Source organism: Roseibium alexandrii DFL-11 (assembly GCF_000158095.2).
In the GTDB taxonomy this organism is placed as follows: domain Bacteria; phylum Pseudomonadota; class Alphaproteobacteria; order Rhizobiales; family Stappiaceae; genus Roseibium; species Roseibium alexandrii.
This window is the reverse complement of record NZ_CM011002.1, coordinates 4,296,534-4,309,481: the sequence shown is the minus strand read 5'-3', so window position 1 is coordinate 4,309,481 and position 12,948 is coordinate 4,296,534. Positions and strand designations below refer to the sequence as shown.

Genomic DNA, 12,948 nt, shown 5'->3' with positions numbered 1-12,948 from the left:
GCTGCCCGAGTGGGCCGCTAATTACCGGAGCTTCGATCCGGATGCAAGGGCTTTTCCGGGTCCGGGAAATGATGACCGAACGTTCAGGTCATCGGTACTTTCCGGATTGAAGCTTCCCTCCCCAGTCTAGTTAAAGAACCGGGGGCGGGAACCTTTCTTCTTGTCGTCCGCGTCCTCGTCATCATCCGTGCCCGGATCATCCGGCATCCGCGAGAGAGGAAATTCAATCGGACGATCTAAGTCCTCGTCTTTGGCCTTTTTCTCATCAGACTTTCCGTCCTCAGATGTGCCATTAACGGCAGCCGCAGGTTCAGCTGCCTGTTTGTCTGGTGTGGCGTCCGAAGCGGCCTTTTCAGGCTCGTCTGTTTTGGCTTTTCCTGCACCGGCATCTTTTTCAGGTGTCGCGGCAGCGGAAGCCTTGTCAGAGGGAGTCGAAGCCGCCGGACCGTCCGGCAAGTCCTTGAGGGGTGGGGCGAATTTCACATCGTCCGTTGTCCCCTCATAGCCTTCCTTCTTGACTGGAGCAGCAGCCGCTTTCTTGTCGGGTTGGGTCTTTGGTGGAGTTTCCGTCTCCTCAGGGGTTTTTGACGGTTCCTCGCTTTGCGGCTCGGCCTTCAACTCAACGACCTTGGCATCGGCAGCCTCTTCCGGTTTTTCATCGGAAGCGTCCTTGCTCTGCGAAGCTGCGGTCACCACCGGCTCGACAGGCTCTGCAGCAGGGTCCTTGGCTAGTGTGGATGCTGGCAGAACAGGGGCCTCAAACAGGCTGTCTTCCAACAGAACACCATCTTCCTCATTGAGGCTGCCCGGCGATGACCATTGGAAAGCATCAAGCTTCCCGGTCACAGGCGACACGGCCTGCCATTCCGAAGACACCACGCCGTCGGCGATCCAGGCCTTGTCGAGCGACGCCTTGACCGCCCGTGCAAGCCAATCGCGCACCCGGCCCTTGTCGCCGGTTTCTGTTTCTTCCACTTCCGCCATCAGGATGAAAGCTGCCCGGGTCGGCTCGGATTGCAGCACTTTCTTCAGCTGTGTGCGGGCTTCTTCAAATTCTCGTGCCTCCAGCGCAGCCTTGGCAATCGCAATGGCCCCTTCTGCGGTGTTGGCCCGTTGAGCCGCCAAGCTCTTAGCGCGCTTCAGGCGGTCAACAGCTGAATCACCTGTGCGTACATGGGAATAGGTTTCGGCCAATTCCGGGTGCGGCGACAACCGCCAAGTCGCTTCGATCACTTTCGACGCCTTGCGGATATCGCCACGGCGGGTCGCCAGCCGAGACGTGATGACAGCGGCCGGCACCAATTCCAGTGCCAAGCCATGCGCTTCCTTTGCAAGCGAGAATGCCCGGTCCGGATCGTTGTCTTCCAGTTTGTGGGCAAGCGCGGTGAGGATGACTGCACGCTGGCGGCGGTAGGCTTTTTTATCCAGGAGCTTGGACGTGTAGTTCCGCTCAAGGGTTTTCAGGGCCTCGTCCCAATGATGGGCGACCGCCTGATACCCGAGAACGGCCTTCCCGGCCCATTCAAGACCCGGCGCTGCCTTCACAGCCTCTTCGGCGTAATGGCGCGCGGCAACCGGTTCCCTCTGGCGTTCTGCCTCGACAAAAAGGCCATGCAAACCGAGCGTCTTTGTATTGGGATCGTCCAGCATGGCTTCAAAACGCTGCCGCGCTTCGCCGTCCTTGCCGGCAAGCTGCGCCGTTTGCGCAAGAAGAAGTTTTGTCGCCGGTTCTTCATTCAGCAGCTTGTCTGCATCAAGACCATAGCGGCGCGCCATTTTGGCATTACCCGTGCCAAGTGCGATCAACCCTTGCGACAAGGCGGTGTAGCCTTTGTCTTTGCGGCGCTGCTTGAAGAAACGGCCCGCTATTTGCGGCGACTTCAGGATCGCGCGGATAACGCCGATAACGACAAGAAACGCGACGAGAACAAGGCCCACCACCAGGGCAACCACCACCGGCGGCTGTTCCCAGACATAGCCGTTCCAGCTGACCGATATCGTTCCAGGCAAGTCCGCCATCCAGGCAAACCCGAGGGCAGCCAAAAACAGCATGGCGAAAAAGATGAGGACGCGGATCATCGGTGTCGCTCCCAAAGTGCGCCGGAACATCCCGGCAAAATAAACTCAATTCCGGCCGGCCGTTGAACGGCCGCCGGCTCAGCTGTCGTTTTTCGCAAGCGCGCTCAGAACTTCCTGAGACGCCTTGTCCGTCAGCGCATCAACTTCAACACGTGCCCCGGCCCGGTTTGTCCAGTCCGCAGCTGCTTCCTGGCCTGCTTGCGGCAGATCCTTGGAGGCCGCCAGGGCCGCGCTCAAATCTCCCTTGGAGACAGCATTTTCCATCCGCCGCAAGACGGCATCTGGCCCGGTGCCGTCTGCATTGCCCGGCCCGCGCACTGCCACCAGTGACCGGGCACTTGCCAGAAAACTCTGAAGGACATCACCGGACTCGTCCGGCTCCGCGAAGGTCTGGTAGACGCTGCGCGCAACATTCGGGAACTGCGCAATCAAGACGGAAACCGGCTCCACACCGGTCTTTGCGTGTGCTTCAAGCGCAGACAGGTCCATATCTGCCGGAAGGCCTGCTTTGACGGCTGCAAGCTCAGTTTCATAAGGACGGCCCGAATCCACCGCCGACTTCAATGCCGACACAGACAAGGCCCGTGCCGCGGTCTCCCGCGCTGTTGCATCGCCCATGGTCGATTCAACTTGTACTAGTCTCTTGGAAAGGCTGTCGAGTTCGGCCCGCAAGTCTTCAAGCGCGGCGTTGTTGGCAGCACCAACGGACTGAATGTCTGCCGAGAGGCTGGAGAGTGTTTCCGTGGCCCGCGCCTGGCTGTCCGCAAGGGTTTTCAGGGACACATCTGAGGTCGACACCGCCGTTTGCGCAGCTTTTGCTGTTGCCTCGGTGTTCTGCAAACGCGTCTGCAGCTCGGTCAGCTGCGTCTCAAAACCTTTGACCTGACCTTCAAGGTCCGTAACGGAACCGGACAGTTTTTCCGTCTCAGACGATGCAGCCGTGGAGCCGCCTTCCAACTCGGTAAGTCGGGACTCAATCGGAGCAAGATCAACGGGTGCTGCGGACTTCACCGTGTCTTCAAGGCTGCTCAACCGGGTTTCCAGCGGCGCCAGATTTACAGGCGTTCCATCTGAAGACGATGCAGCGCCAGAAGCCAGATCGGCCTTCAAGGCATCAAAGTCCTGCTTCAACGCATCGACGGCGCCAGACACATCAGCTCCACCAGACTCGGCAGCTTCTGCCAAAGATTGCTCCACGGCAGAGACTTTGCTCTGCAAATCGGAAAGCGCTCCGCTGACGTCTTGTCCGGAAACTGTCGTTCCAAGTGCACTCAGCTGGCTTTCCAGATCCGAGATTTTCCGTTCCGCTGCGGTCAGGGCTCGGGACATCTCCTGATCCTGCTCAGGTGTCAGCTTGACGATGCCGGCCTGGTAGAGACCAAAGCCCCCGCCGAGCACCAAGACGCCGCCGATCACCGCGGCGATCAGAACACCGAACGCCCCAACGCCGCTGCTTTCTTGAGCTGCTGGCGGATTGGAGAAACTTGCAGACCCGGATGCGGGTTTCTGCGCCGAACTGCTGGAACTGGAAGACGGTTTGCTCGTTGCCGCACTTGCCGATGTCCTGCTCGAACTGCTCTTTCCAGCGTCCGCACCCGGTGTCGTTGGCTTCGATGCGGACTGAGAGGACGTACTGCCGGCGGCCGAACCTGCGGGCTTGGAAGCGGTCGACGAAGACGAAGTCGCAGATGATGCGGCGCTAGACGGACGCGTTGGCGATGATGAAGAACTTGTCGTCGGGGACGTTTTCGAGTCGGCAGGCTTGGACGATCCCGACGCCCCGGTTGCTGTCGAAGACGGTGATTTGTCGCTCACCTTCTCCGGCTTCAGATCAATTGTGACCGGACGCTTTGATCCGGACGACCCTGAACTTGAGGCGGTGCTTCCCGGTTTTGCGGATGAACCGGATCCTTTGCCATCGGATGAAGATATTCCGCCAGGAGTTTTGTTGTCACTTGCCATCTATCTCTCTCCCGCACCCAGCCAGTCCCAAGATCTTAACTATACACGTCTCTTTGCAAAGCGGTAGCACCGCGGCAAAGAGTCTTGCGCGCTGCAAAACAACGACTCCCCCGGTTCGGGTTAACACTCTGCTAACAACAGATCGAAGAGCGCATCTTCACGCGGCGCGCTGGCGATATGGACGTCATTAAAGCCTTGGAGACCTTCTGCTGCTTGACCGGAAATTGCGTAAACCGGCAAATCGGAAAAAATGTGTTCCGGCAAATGTGCGGCGAAAAGCCTCGCGAGGGTTTCACCAGTGCGGCGCGAAAACACCAAAACACCGGCATAGTCTCCATTTGCCAGCCGTGCGAAGACAGTCTTCGGCAGGTCCTGAACAGGCTCCATCCGGTAAACTGGAAGGGTTCGGCAAGTGACGCCGCCCTTTTCCAGAAGTCTCCCGAGATCGCCTGACCGCTGTTCTGCAGACAGATAAAGAACCTTGCACAAGTCAGACCCAGCCGAGGACAAGATCAGGCTGGCCAAACCCGCCACATCGGAATCAGCTGAGCGAACATCTTCAAAACCCGCCTCCCGACAGGCTGAAGCGGTTTTGTCTCCAACAGTGAAGGCAGGCAGAGACGTCAATTGTGTCAGCTGCGCGTGATGAGTGATCGCATCAACAGCCCTGCGGCTGGTGAGCGCCAAAGCGTCAATGCTGGAAAGATCAAAACTTGGCGGCGGACATGGGCGAAAATGCAGCAGGGGCATTTCGTCCGCCTCATGTCCCAAGGCCCGCAACCGATCGGCAGTTCTTTTGCAGTCAGGTCGCGGACGGGTCACAAGAAAACGCATCGGCTCAGTGGCTCGAGAGGAACCCGGGACCCATCTTGGCTTTCAAGGCTTCACCAGCTGCCTGGCCGATTTGAACAGCATCAACTGCGCCGCCGGAGCGAACTTCGTCATGAACCTCGGACCCGTCCGGTTTCAGAACTGTGCCTTTCAAGGTCAATTCGTCGCCGTTCAACAGGGCCAGTCCGCCAATCGGGGTTCTGCAGGACCCATCCAGAACCGCAAGGAAAGCGCGTTCCGCATCAAGACGGATTTGGGTCTCCCGATCATGGATTGCCTGCAACATTTCAAGCGTCCGCTCATCGCCTTCGCGGCTTTCGATGCAGATCGCGCCCTGGCCGACAGCCGGCAGAAAATCCTCGGTTTCGAGAAGGCTGGTCACCTCCTCTTCAAGGCCAAGGCGGCGCAAGCCTGCATAGGCCAGCAGTGTCGCGTCCACTTCACCCTCTGCTAGTTTGCGCAGGCGGGTCTGCAGGTTGCCGCGATACATCACCACTTCAATATCGGGGCGAAGCCGTTTGATCATCGCCTGGCGGCGCAGCGAGCTGGATCCGACCACCGCACCATGCGGCAAATCCATCAGGGTTTTGGCTTTGGGAGACAAAAATGCATCCCGAACATCTTCGCGCGGCAGGAAGGCAGTCAGCGCCAAACCGTCCGGCAGAACGGTCGGCATGTCCTTGGACGAGTGCACGGCCAGATCAATACGCCCATCCAGCATGGCCTCCTCAATTTCCTTGGTGAACAGCCCTTTCCCGCCGACTTCAGACAAGGGCCGGTCCTGGATCTGGTCCCCGGAGGTTTTGATCACCACGATTTCGAAGGCGTCCTCTGGAAGGTCATGGGCAGCCATCAGCCGGGCACGGGTTTCATGGGCTTGAGCCAGAGCCAGCGCGCTGCCCCGTGTTCCGATGCGCAAAGGATTTGATTGCAAGGTTTACCGTCCAAATGCTACGCCCGGCTAAAGACGCGCCGGGTCTGTTCGTTCGTTCTTGTATATGACCTAGCACAAATAACTGCGGCAAGACCAATGACCTTCGTCAATGAAAATCGAGCAGACACCCGATTAACGGTTCTGGGCATCGAGACAAGTTGCGATGAAACCGCAGCTGCCGTGGTGCGCGGACCGCTCGACAAAAACATTCTATCAAATGTCATCCGGTCGCAGATCGACGAGCATACGGAATTCGGCGGCGTGGTGCCGGAAATTGCCGCTCGTGCACACATCGAGATCCTGGACAGAATTGTCGCCGAGGCGTTGCAGAAATCAAAATGTTCCTGGGACGATATTGATGCTGTCGCGGCAACGGCTGGCCCCGGGCTCATTGGCGGTGTGATCGTGGGCTTCATGACTGCCAAGGCGATTGCCATGGCCGCCGGCAAGCCTCTTGTTGGAGTGAACCATCTGGAAGGCCATGCGCTCACCGCGCGCCTGACCGATGATCTGGACTTTCCGTTTCTGCTACTTCTTGTTTCTGGCGGGCACAGCCAGTTTTTGCTCGTACGCGGGGTTGGCGATTATGAACGCCTCGGAACGACCATTGACGATGCTATTGGTGAAGCGTTCGACAAGACCGCGAAACTGCTCGGCCTGCCCTATCCTGGCGGCCCACATGTTGAGAAGATGGCGAAAAAAGGGGACGTGACCCGTTTCAGACTGCCACGTCCGCTGCTCGATCGGCCTGGCTTGGATATGTCCTTTGCAGGTCTCAAGACCGCTCTTCGCACGCAGGCGAAAAAGCTCGAACCGGTCGATGATCAGACTGTTGCGGACTTGTGTGCCGCCTTCCAGCGCGCGGTCGCGGACGTGCTCGCAGCGCGGACAAAATCGGCCTTAGATCTTTTCCGGGAAAGATATCCTGACACGGCACCGGCCATTGTTGTTGCAGGCGGAGTTGCCGCCAATCAGGAAATCCGGGCGAGCCTTCTGAGCGCGGCGAATGACGCCGAGGCCCGTTTCATCGCGCCCCCCATGGCGCTTTGCACGGACAATGCTGCGATGATTGCCTGGGCCGGAATAGAACGCCTGCTGCAAGGCCCTGTCGATGACATGAAGCTGCCGCCCCGTCCGCGCTGGCCCCTCGATCAGTCCAACGCGGGTGTGCTGGGGGCCGGAAAAAAAGGCGCGAAAGTCTAGAAGCCCTTAGAGACCGGGCTCCGGTAAGGCGCGGATCTGCGCAAGGGCGGCGTTCACTTTCAAATCAAGCATTGTGTGACCGATTTCCGCGCTGGCGAGGGACGGTTCTCCGATGACGCCGGTTTCACCGGTCGTTTTCAGCACGCCGTGAACAGCGTTGGTGAGATTCCGTACTCCATCGGCATTCAGTGCCATCACTTCGGATGTATCCCTTATGCCGGCATGCGTCCCGATCTGCTCTAAGCTGAACCCTTGTTCTTGAAGCTTAGCGATTTGCCCGTTTGTTTCAGGAAAATAGTAATTGCTGATCTGAAAAACCTGGGCCGGGGCAGACGACCACCAACCACCCCGCATCCGGTCGGCCGCAGCCTTCTGACCACGCTGGGTGCTGCCGCTGTCACCAATGAAGTAAACCCGTGTGAACCCGTGTTGCAGCAAGCTTTTCGCGGTACTCACCAAGATGTCTTCAAAGGTCTCTTCCGATATCGTCAAGGTCCCGGGAAACCGCATGTGCCCCGTCGGCGGATCGATATCCCCTTCCGGAACATAGGTCACAACTGGGGCAACCAGCGTCTTGCCAAGCAGTGATGCCAACGCGCCAGAGGCGTATCGCACTACGATATTGTGCTTCCCAAGCACCATGTGCGGACCGTTTTGCTCTGTTCCGCCGGAGGGAACAATCACTTGAGTATATCCAGCATCCAGCGCCTTCCTGACCTCTGTCCAGGTTAAGTCCTCAAGATGCAGGGAGGGCGGGCTATAGCCCTCGTCAGCCGCACTGTCTTGCGTTGGTCCGAGAAGGCATAAGAGGCACGCTGCTATGACGGAGAACACTTGCTTCACTCGTCTGCTTATCCGCCGCCACGCCCAAATAAACGGCTTCCACAACATCTCGTGAGAGGCGTGAAAAGGATTGGCCTCATGCCCATCAATTCCGAATTTGAAGGTCTCTTTTTCTTTCGGAATATAGAGCGTCCCGAACAGCCAGTCCCACCAGGAGAACACCAGCCCCATGTTCTTGTCCCAATGCCGGACTTCACTGCTGTGGTGGATCTGGTGCATGGCCGGGCTGACCAAATGACCGCTCAACCAGGCGGGATACGACAGCCAGATGTGCGAATGACGCAAGTTGTAGCCGAACAGGTAGAAAAGAAAGATCCCTGCGTTGATCCCAAGAATTGCGAATATGTCAGGCGCGGGCCCGACAAACATCAACCAGAGCGCACGGGCGCCCGCTTCGCAGATGACCACTGCTGCACCCGTTACGATCAGATCAACGGGCGACATCCGGAAAACTGTAAGCGGCGTCAACACCTCTGCAGAGTGATGAACCTTGTGGAACTCCCAAAGGATCGGGACCTTGTGCTGCAGGTAGTGCGTGAAAAAAACTGCAAAATCGAAGGCCAGCAGGAGCAGAAAGGAAAAAGCAAGAATGGACCAAAAACTATGGTCCGTTGCTTCGCCCGCTTGCAGCGTTGCAGGCTCAACCCAAATGCCATGGATGCTCGTCCCCAGCCAAGCCAAGGGAACGGCAACGAGAACACCCTTCAGCAATGCCATCCAGAAGTAATAGAGGTAATCCTGCTTTGCAGACGGGTGCAGATAGATGTCTTTTGGGAAACAGTATTTGAGAAACGCAACGGTCGGTTTGCGGAAGCGATAAACGACATAGACGATCGTCAGCGTGCTGAAAACATAGAGGACAAAAATGCGCTCGCCGGGAACGCCGATCGCCACGATGGACCGAAAAAGGGTCGCGACTGCAATTTCGATGTGTTCCATGACCAACGCCGCTGCGGTTTTCGACATACCAGCGATAGGTCAGACTGGTTAATCTCCGGTTAGGAATCACGTTGACAATCAATCTTTACCAAGCGTTCTTCAGCGAAAATCAGGCTGAGGTGGAAGCCGGTCAAACCGGCCCTGGTGTTAACCGACAACCCGGTGCCCACGTCCACGCATGCAGTTCATGACGATCTGTTTGCGTTCCCCATGCGCGTTGAGAGCACCGCCGCCAGCCCCTATAGCCCCTCCGGCCAAGGCCCCGGCTACCGCGTTCCCGGCAGCATTTTTTCCATCGTCGTCTTCTACAGCTCCCAGCACCCCACCGATTGCGGCACCAGCCAAAGCAGCCATCTTGGTTTCGTCATTAAACAAACGCCGCTGTTCGGCAAGTGCTTTACAGTCTCCGAGATCCTTTTCGTAGGTATACCCCATCGGCCCGTCGACGATCGGCCGGTAATTCGAACCGGTTTGACCGCAGGCCGTCAGACTAACAACCAAGACTGCAGTCACGGAAAGGCGCGGGAAAAGAGTACCAAAATTCATCTGTGGGGCTCCGGTAAGCAATAGAGTGGGTCGAAAGACCCCTGCCGCGGGAGATCTGATAGTTGATCCGAATCTTAAACTCAATCATTTTTTATTGTTTTACGATAATTTTTCAATTTGAAATTCATCCTAGTAACGACTTAGGCAATCAAATCAGGCAGATATGCATCTTGGTCTTTTTCTGTCCGGGCGGGACTGATACGAAGCAGGCACCACAGCGCGCAGCGGAACCCCTGATGAAGATCTTTCACAAAGCCTATGTCTATCTGACCTGCGGACCGGAGCTCTTGGTATTCGAAGAAGCCGACAATCCGCGGCCGGATCTTCAGGTCCCGGGCGGAACGCTGGATCCAGGCGAAAGTTATCTTCAAGGGGCCATACGCGAATTTTCCGAGGAGACTGGACTAACCTTGGATATCGCTCTCGAATCGTTCGCCGACCAGGATCACTTCATCGACAATGTGCCCGGAATTCTCGATGGCCTTCATCGCAGGCGGCATTTTCACGGCACCATTCCGGAAAAACCCGCTGACGAATGGGAACATTTTGAAATGACGCCAAGCGCGGGTGGAGCACCGATCCGGTTCCGCCTGTTCTGGATTGATTTGTTCTCAGAAGAAGCGCCGCCCGAGACCCGTTTTTTTGAAGGGTTTGGAGCGCAGCTTGAAGCACTACGGTCGCGCATGGAAGGGCAGATCAATGGGAGCCGTTAAGTCGATCGGTGTCATCGGCGGCGGCGCCTGGGGCACCGCGCTGGCATTAACTGCGGCTCGGGCCGGAACCACTGTGCGCCTCTGGGCGCGGGATCCTGCAACAGTCTCTGAAGTCAGGACCAAGCAGCAGAACACAAAGTATCTGCCGGGGATCACGTTCGATGAAGACCTGAATGCAACCTCGTCTTTGAAAGAAGTCGCCGATGCAGATGCGATTCTGCTTGTGACACCGGCACAATCCACCCGGGCCATTCTCAGTGCTCTCAAAGAGACCGGCAACGTGCGCGGGCCTGTTGTTTTATGCGCAAAGGGCATCGAGCAGACCACCGGCAAGCTTTTGTCGCAGGTGATGAAGGAAGAGCTACCCGGCATAGAACCCGGAGTATTGTCCGGGCCCAGTTTTGCTGATGACGTCGCAAAGGGCCTCCCGACAGCAGTTACCGTTGCCGCACACACGGCAAAAACCGCACTGAGCCTTTGCGAAGCGCTGCAATCGCCCTGCTTCCGGCCCTATGCCTCAATCGATGTCCTCGGAACACAAATTGGTGGTGCGCTCAAGAACGTCCTTGCCATCGCTTGTGGCGCAGTGGCCGGAAGAAAACTTGGCGCCAGCGCGCAAGCAGCATTGACGGCACGCGGATTTGCGGAACTGAACAGGCTTGGAAGCGCGATGGGGGCACAGGGTGAGACACTGACAGGCCTGTCCGGTCTGGGTGACCTTGTACTGACCTGCTCCTCTACCCAGTCGCGCAATTTCTCATTCGGAATGCGGCTCGGTGAAGGCTTTATGGCCTCGGAGCTGATCGCCGCCGGCGGCAAGCTGGCTGAAGGGGCATATTCGGCGCAAGTCGCTGTCAAACTGGCTCAAAAGCACGAGATTGAGGTGCCCATTTGTGACACCGTCGCCCGGATGGTCAGCGAAGACATGACGATCGACGAGGCATTGAACACGCTCATGGCCCGGCCGCTGAAATCAGAAACTGATTTTTTCTGAGACGCCGGGCAATGCAAAACACATCAGCATGAAAAGGCTGCCCTTCTCGGCAGCCTTGTCTTCATGAGGTTGTGCTTTCAGGCTCTTTTTCCAGTTTCCAGCCTCTTTCGGCCAGCCTATGCCAAATGGCTGCAGCGATATGACCCGTCATCAAGATCAAAAGAGCGAAAGCAGCTCGATGATGCAAAGACTGCGGCGGGGTTTGGGCTAGAAGTTCAGGGTCGGGAATGTTGCCGCTGAGAATCTCGGGCGCAGCGCCTGTCAAACCCAACATGCCCACCCCGCTCACAAGAAGAACTACGGGCAGAACGCGTAGAAAGCCGTGAACCGTCTTTGCGGCCCAATTTATCCCTTTTGATTGGCGCGCTAATGTCGAAGCCTGTTCTCCCGCGACCAGCCAGACGGCTAAACGGACCAGGGACAACAATCCGGCCAGCAAACCAGCCGCGAGATGGACCCTTAGGAACTCCCCGCTAAAGGATTGTATCTGCTGCGCCCCATAGCCCGTCGCAAGTGCCAACGCCACGAACACAGCAATCAACCAGTGAAGAGTTCGGTTTTTTGAATCGGCTCGAACCATCACGACCCATCCTCCTGTTCGATCGGCACATAGAGAGCTGCATGAAACACAATTCCCTTGAGCGCCCCCACAGCAGCGCTTTCCCGGTATTTTTGGATAGCCGCAGCGTAGTCATCGGCACTTTCCCATCTTGCAACGTTCACAAGCCGGAACCTCGCTTTCGGCATGATTGATCTGTGAAGCTGGGTTTCGATGTAGCCCGGCTGGGTCTCCAGAAACGCGCGCGCAGATCTCCATCCTTCAATCGTTGTTTCAACCTGGTCCGCAGGCACTTCAAACGCATTGATAAGTGTAACCGGTTCTTTGGGCGCCAACTCCTGTGCGGGCGCTTGAGTGGAAACTGACAGGGCAGTTGCAGCGATGGCGAGAGTTCGGCTGGTCCGTTTACTGAGCATTTGCGATCTCCATTAAATAGCAAGCTATATTTGTTTATATAGTATGCTATGTATCGTATATGCAAGGCATGACATTCGAAAAAAATTCCTCAGCCGGCTATCTGGCAAATCATATGGCGCGCCTGTTTGCGGCCGGCCTTCAACGGCGGATCAAGCCCCTCGGGCTAGCAACAGGGCAATTTCCGGCACTTGTCGCGCTGTGGCAGAAGGAAGGCCAGACGCAAAAAGACCTGGTAGCCGCGCTGGACATTGAGCAGGCAACTCTTGCAAACACCTTGTCGCGTATGGAGCGCGACGGCCTCGTGATACGCAAACCGTGTGACGAAGACGGCCGCGTTCAGCGCATCCATCTCACACCTAAGGCGCGTGCACTCAAGGACGATGCCATAGGTGCCGCCATGGCTCAAAACGCCGTTGCGCTGGACGATTTCACGGAAGAGGAAACCGCGCAGTTTCTGGAGTTTATGCGCCGGGCAATTGCCTCAATGCAGTCCCGCTGAGGACCCTGGCCTCACGCGGGCTGGATCAGATCCCATTTGTTTCCAAACGGATCCTGAAACACGGCCACTGTGCCATAAGGTTCGCGCCGCGGCGCCTCCAGAAACTGGACACCCCTCTCCGACATAGCGGCGTAGTCCCGATCGAAGTCATCGGTTGTTAAAAACAAGAAAACCCGCCCGCCGGCCTGGTTGCCGATGGCCGCCTGCTGCTCTGGCCCATCTGCCTTGGCGAGGAGAAGCCGCGTTTCCACGCTACCAGGAGGAGCGACGAGAATCCAGCGCTTGCCAGGCTCCAGCTCCGTGTCTTCAATCAGCTGACATCCGAGCACGTTGACGTAGAATTCCAACCCTTCGTCATAGTCCGGTACGAGAAGTGATACGACGCTGATAAACTGTTTCATGAATAAGCCATTCTGCGGAAACTAAGTT

Annotated in this window: 15 protein-coding genes; 6 read left to right on the top strand and 9 right to left on the bottom strand. The window is 57.2% G+C overall.

Features of this window, described 5'->3' with window-relative positions; translation table 11 throughout:
- Window positions 1–126 precede the first annotated feature (126 nt).
- A complete protein-coding gene (locus SADFL11_RS19975; RefSeq protein WP_040452586.1) occupies window positions 127–2,079 on the bottom strand; it encodes a heme biosynthesis protein HemY in 1,953 nt (650 codons plus the stop codon).
- A 78-nt stretch (window positions 2,080–2,157) separates the two neighbouring features.
- Window positions 2,158–3,495, bottom strand: coding sequence for a COG4223 family protein (locus tag SADFL11_RS19970; RefSeq protein ID WP_008190690.1), 1,338 nt, complete (start codon window positions 3,493–3,495; stop codon window positions 2,158–2,160).
- Between the two features lie 58 nt (window positions 3,496–3,553).
- Here SADFL11_RS19970 and SADFL11_RS25345 point away from each other — a divergent pair, with 58 nt between their 5' ends.
- Both SADFL11_RS25345 and SADFL11_RS19965 read left to right on the top strand, forming a co-directional pair.
- Window positions 3,554–3,703 (top strand): hypothetical protein, encoded by a 150-nt coding sequence (locus SADFL11_RS25345; RefSeq protein ID WP_008188820.1) that lies wholly within the window; start codon window positions 3,554–3,556, stop codon window positions 3,701–3,703.
- Between the two features lie 33 nt (window positions 3,704–3,736).
- Window positions 3,737–4,108, top strand: coding sequence for a hypothetical protein (locus tag SADFL11_RS19965; protein ID WP_008191748.1), 372 nt, complete (start codon window positions 3,737–3,739; stop codon window positions 4,106–4,108).
- A gap of 53 nt (window positions 4,109–4,161) precedes the next feature.
- On the opposite strand, the gene SADFL11_RS19960 is transcribed toward SADFL11_RS19965, so the two are convergent.
- Both SADFL11_RS19960 and hemC read right to left on the bottom strand, forming a co-directional pair.
- Window positions 4,162–4,875 carry a uroporphyrinogen-III synthase gene (locus tag SADFL11_RS19960; protein ID WP_008192483.1) on the bottom strand — a complete coding sequence of 238 codons (714 nt, stop codon included), beginning with the start codon at window positions 4,873–4,875 and terminating at the stop codon, window positions 4,162–4,164.
- 4 nt (window positions 4,876–4,879) lie between these two features.
- Entirely contained in the window at window positions 4,880–5,806 is a 927-nt protein-coding gene (gene hemC, locus SADFL11_RS19955; protein WP_008192927.1) for a hydroxymethylbilane synthase, read from the bottom strand.
- 96 nt (window positions 5,807–5,902) lie between these two features.
- On the opposite strand from hemC, the gene tsaD reads away from it, so the two are divergent.
- Window positions 5,903–7,009: a tRNA (adenosine(37)-N6)-threonylcarbamoyltransferase complex transferase subunit TsaD gene (gene tsaD / locus SADFL11_RS19950; protein WP_008193879.1), complete on the top strand. Its 1,107-nt coding sequence runs from the start codon at window positions 5,903–5,905 to the stop codon at window positions 7,007–7,009.
- Between the two features lie 6 nt (window positions 7,010–7,015).
- On the opposite strand, the gene SADFL11_RS19945 is transcribed toward tsaD, so the two are convergent.
- Together SADFL11_RS19945 and SADFL11_RS19940 are read right to left on the bottom strand one after the other, a co-directional pair.
- Window positions 7,016–8,791, bottom strand: coding sequence for a creatininase family protein (locus SADFL11_RS19945; protein WP_167579012.1), 1,776 nt, complete (start codon window positions 8,789–8,791; stop codon window positions 7,016–7,018).
- Window positions 8,792–8,938: 147 nt separating this feature from the next.
- Window positions 8,939–9,337 (bottom strand): hypothetical protein, encoded by a 399-nt coding sequence (locus SADFL11_RS19940; RefSeq protein WP_040451062.1) that lies wholly within the window; start codon window positions 9,335–9,337, stop codon window positions 8,939–8,941.
- A 236-nt stretch (window positions 9,338–9,573) separates the two neighbouring features.
- On the opposite strand from SADFL11_RS19940, the gene SADFL11_RS19935 reads away from it, so the two are divergent.
- Window positions 9,574–10,050: an NUDIX hydrolase gene (locus SADFL11_RS19935; RefSeq protein ID WP_008195538.1), complete on the top strand. Its 477-nt coding sequence runs from the start codon at window positions 9,574–9,576 to the stop codon at window positions 10,048–10,050.
- Entirely contained in the window at window positions 10,037–11,044 is a 1,008-nt protein-coding gene (locus tag SADFL11_RS19930) for an NAD(P)H-dependent glycerol-3-phosphate dehydrogenase (protein ID WP_008195662.1), read from the top strand. The genes SADFL11_RS19935 and SADFL11_RS19930 overlap by 14 nt, the downstream gene beginning before the upstream one ends.
- Window positions 11,045–11,105: 61 nt before the next feature.
- Here the strand turns inward: SADFL11_RS19930 and SADFL11_RS25875 are convergent, their stop codons facing one another.
- Window positions 11,106–11,624: a cytochrome b/b6 domain-containing protein gene (locus tag SADFL11_RS25875; protein WP_040451063.1), complete on the bottom strand. Its 519-nt coding sequence runs from the start codon at window positions 11,622–11,624 to the stop codon at window positions 11,106–11,108.
- The gene (locus SADFL11_RS19920; protein WP_008190306.1) at window positions 11,624–12,019 is read right to left on the bottom strand and encodes an antibiotic biosynthesis monooxygenase family protein; all 396 of its coding nucleotides are present in this window, start codon (window positions 12,017–12,019) and stop codon (window positions 11,624–11,626) included. Before SADFL11_RS19920 ends, SADFL11_RS25875 begins: the two co-directional genes overlap by 1 nt.
- Before the next feature lie 68 nt (window positions 12,020–12,087).
- Here SADFL11_RS19920 and SADFL11_RS19915 point away from each other — a divergent pair, with 68 nt between their 5' ends.
- The gene (locus tag SADFL11_RS19915) at window positions 12,088–12,519 is read left to right on the top strand and encodes a MarR family winged helix-turn-helix transcriptional regulator (RefSeq protein ID WP_040452592.1); all 432 of its coding nucleotides are present in this window, start codon (window positions 12,088–12,090) and stop codon (window positions 12,517–12,519) included.
- A gap of 11 nt (window positions 12,520–12,530) precedes the next feature.
- Here SADFL11_RS19915 and SADFL11_RS19910 read toward each other — a convergent pair whose 3' ends face one another.
- Window positions 12,531–12,920, bottom strand: coding sequence for a VOC family protein (locus SADFL11_RS19910; protein WP_040451064.1), 390 nt, complete (start codon window positions 12,918–12,920; stop codon window positions 12,531–12,533).
- Window positions 12,921–12,948 lie beyond the last annotated feature (28 nt).

Excerpts from the sequence above, each read along its gene's own strand:
- SADFL11_RS25875 (WP_040451063.1), bottom strand. The coding sequence starts at position 11,624 with ATGGTTCGAGCCGATTCAAAAAACCGAACTCTTCACTGGTTGATTGCT.
- SADFL11_RS19935 (WP_008195538.1), top strand. The coding sequence starts at position 9,574 with ATGAAGATCTTTCACAAAGCCTATGTCTATCTGACCTGCGGACCGGAG.
- SADFL11_RS19945 (WP_167579012.1), bottom strand. The coding sequence starts at position 8,791 with ATGGAACACATCGAAATTGCAGTCGCGACCCTTTTTCGGTCCATCGTG.
- tsaD (WP_008193879.1), top strand. The coding sequence starts at position 5,903 with ATGACCTTCGTCAATGAAAATCGAGCAGACACCCGATTAACGGTTCTG.
- SADFL11_RS19930 (WP_008195662.1), top strand. The coding sequence starts at position 10,037 with ATGGGAGCCGTTAAGTCGATCGGTGTCATCGGCGGCGGCGCCTGGGGC.
- SADFL11_RS19915 (WP_040452592.1), top strand. The coding sequence starts at position 12,088 with ATGACATTCGAAAAAAATTCCTCAGCCGGCTATCTGGCAAATCATATG.
- SADFL11_RS19910 (WP_040451064.1), bottom strand. The coding sequence starts at position 12,920 with ATGAAACAGTTTATCAGCGTCGTATCACTTCTCGTACCGGACTATGAC.
- SADFL11_RS19960 (WP_008192483.1), bottom strand. The coding sequence starts at position 4,875 with ATGCGTTTTCTTGTGACCCGTCCGCGACCTGACTGCAAAAGAACTGCC.
- SADFL11_RS19940 (WP_040451062.1), bottom strand. The coding sequence starts at position 9,337 with ATGAATTTTGGTACTCTTTTCCCGCGCCTTTCCGTGACTGCAGTCTTG.
- SADFL11_RS19975 (WP_040452586.1), bottom strand. The coding sequence starts at position 2,079 with ATGATCCGCGTCCTCATCTTTTTCGCCATGCTGTTTTTGGCTGCCCTC.
- SADFL11_RS19920 (WP_008190306.1), bottom strand. The coding sequence starts at position 12,019 with ATGCTCAGTAAACGGACCAGCCGAACTCTCGCCATCGCTGCAACTGCC.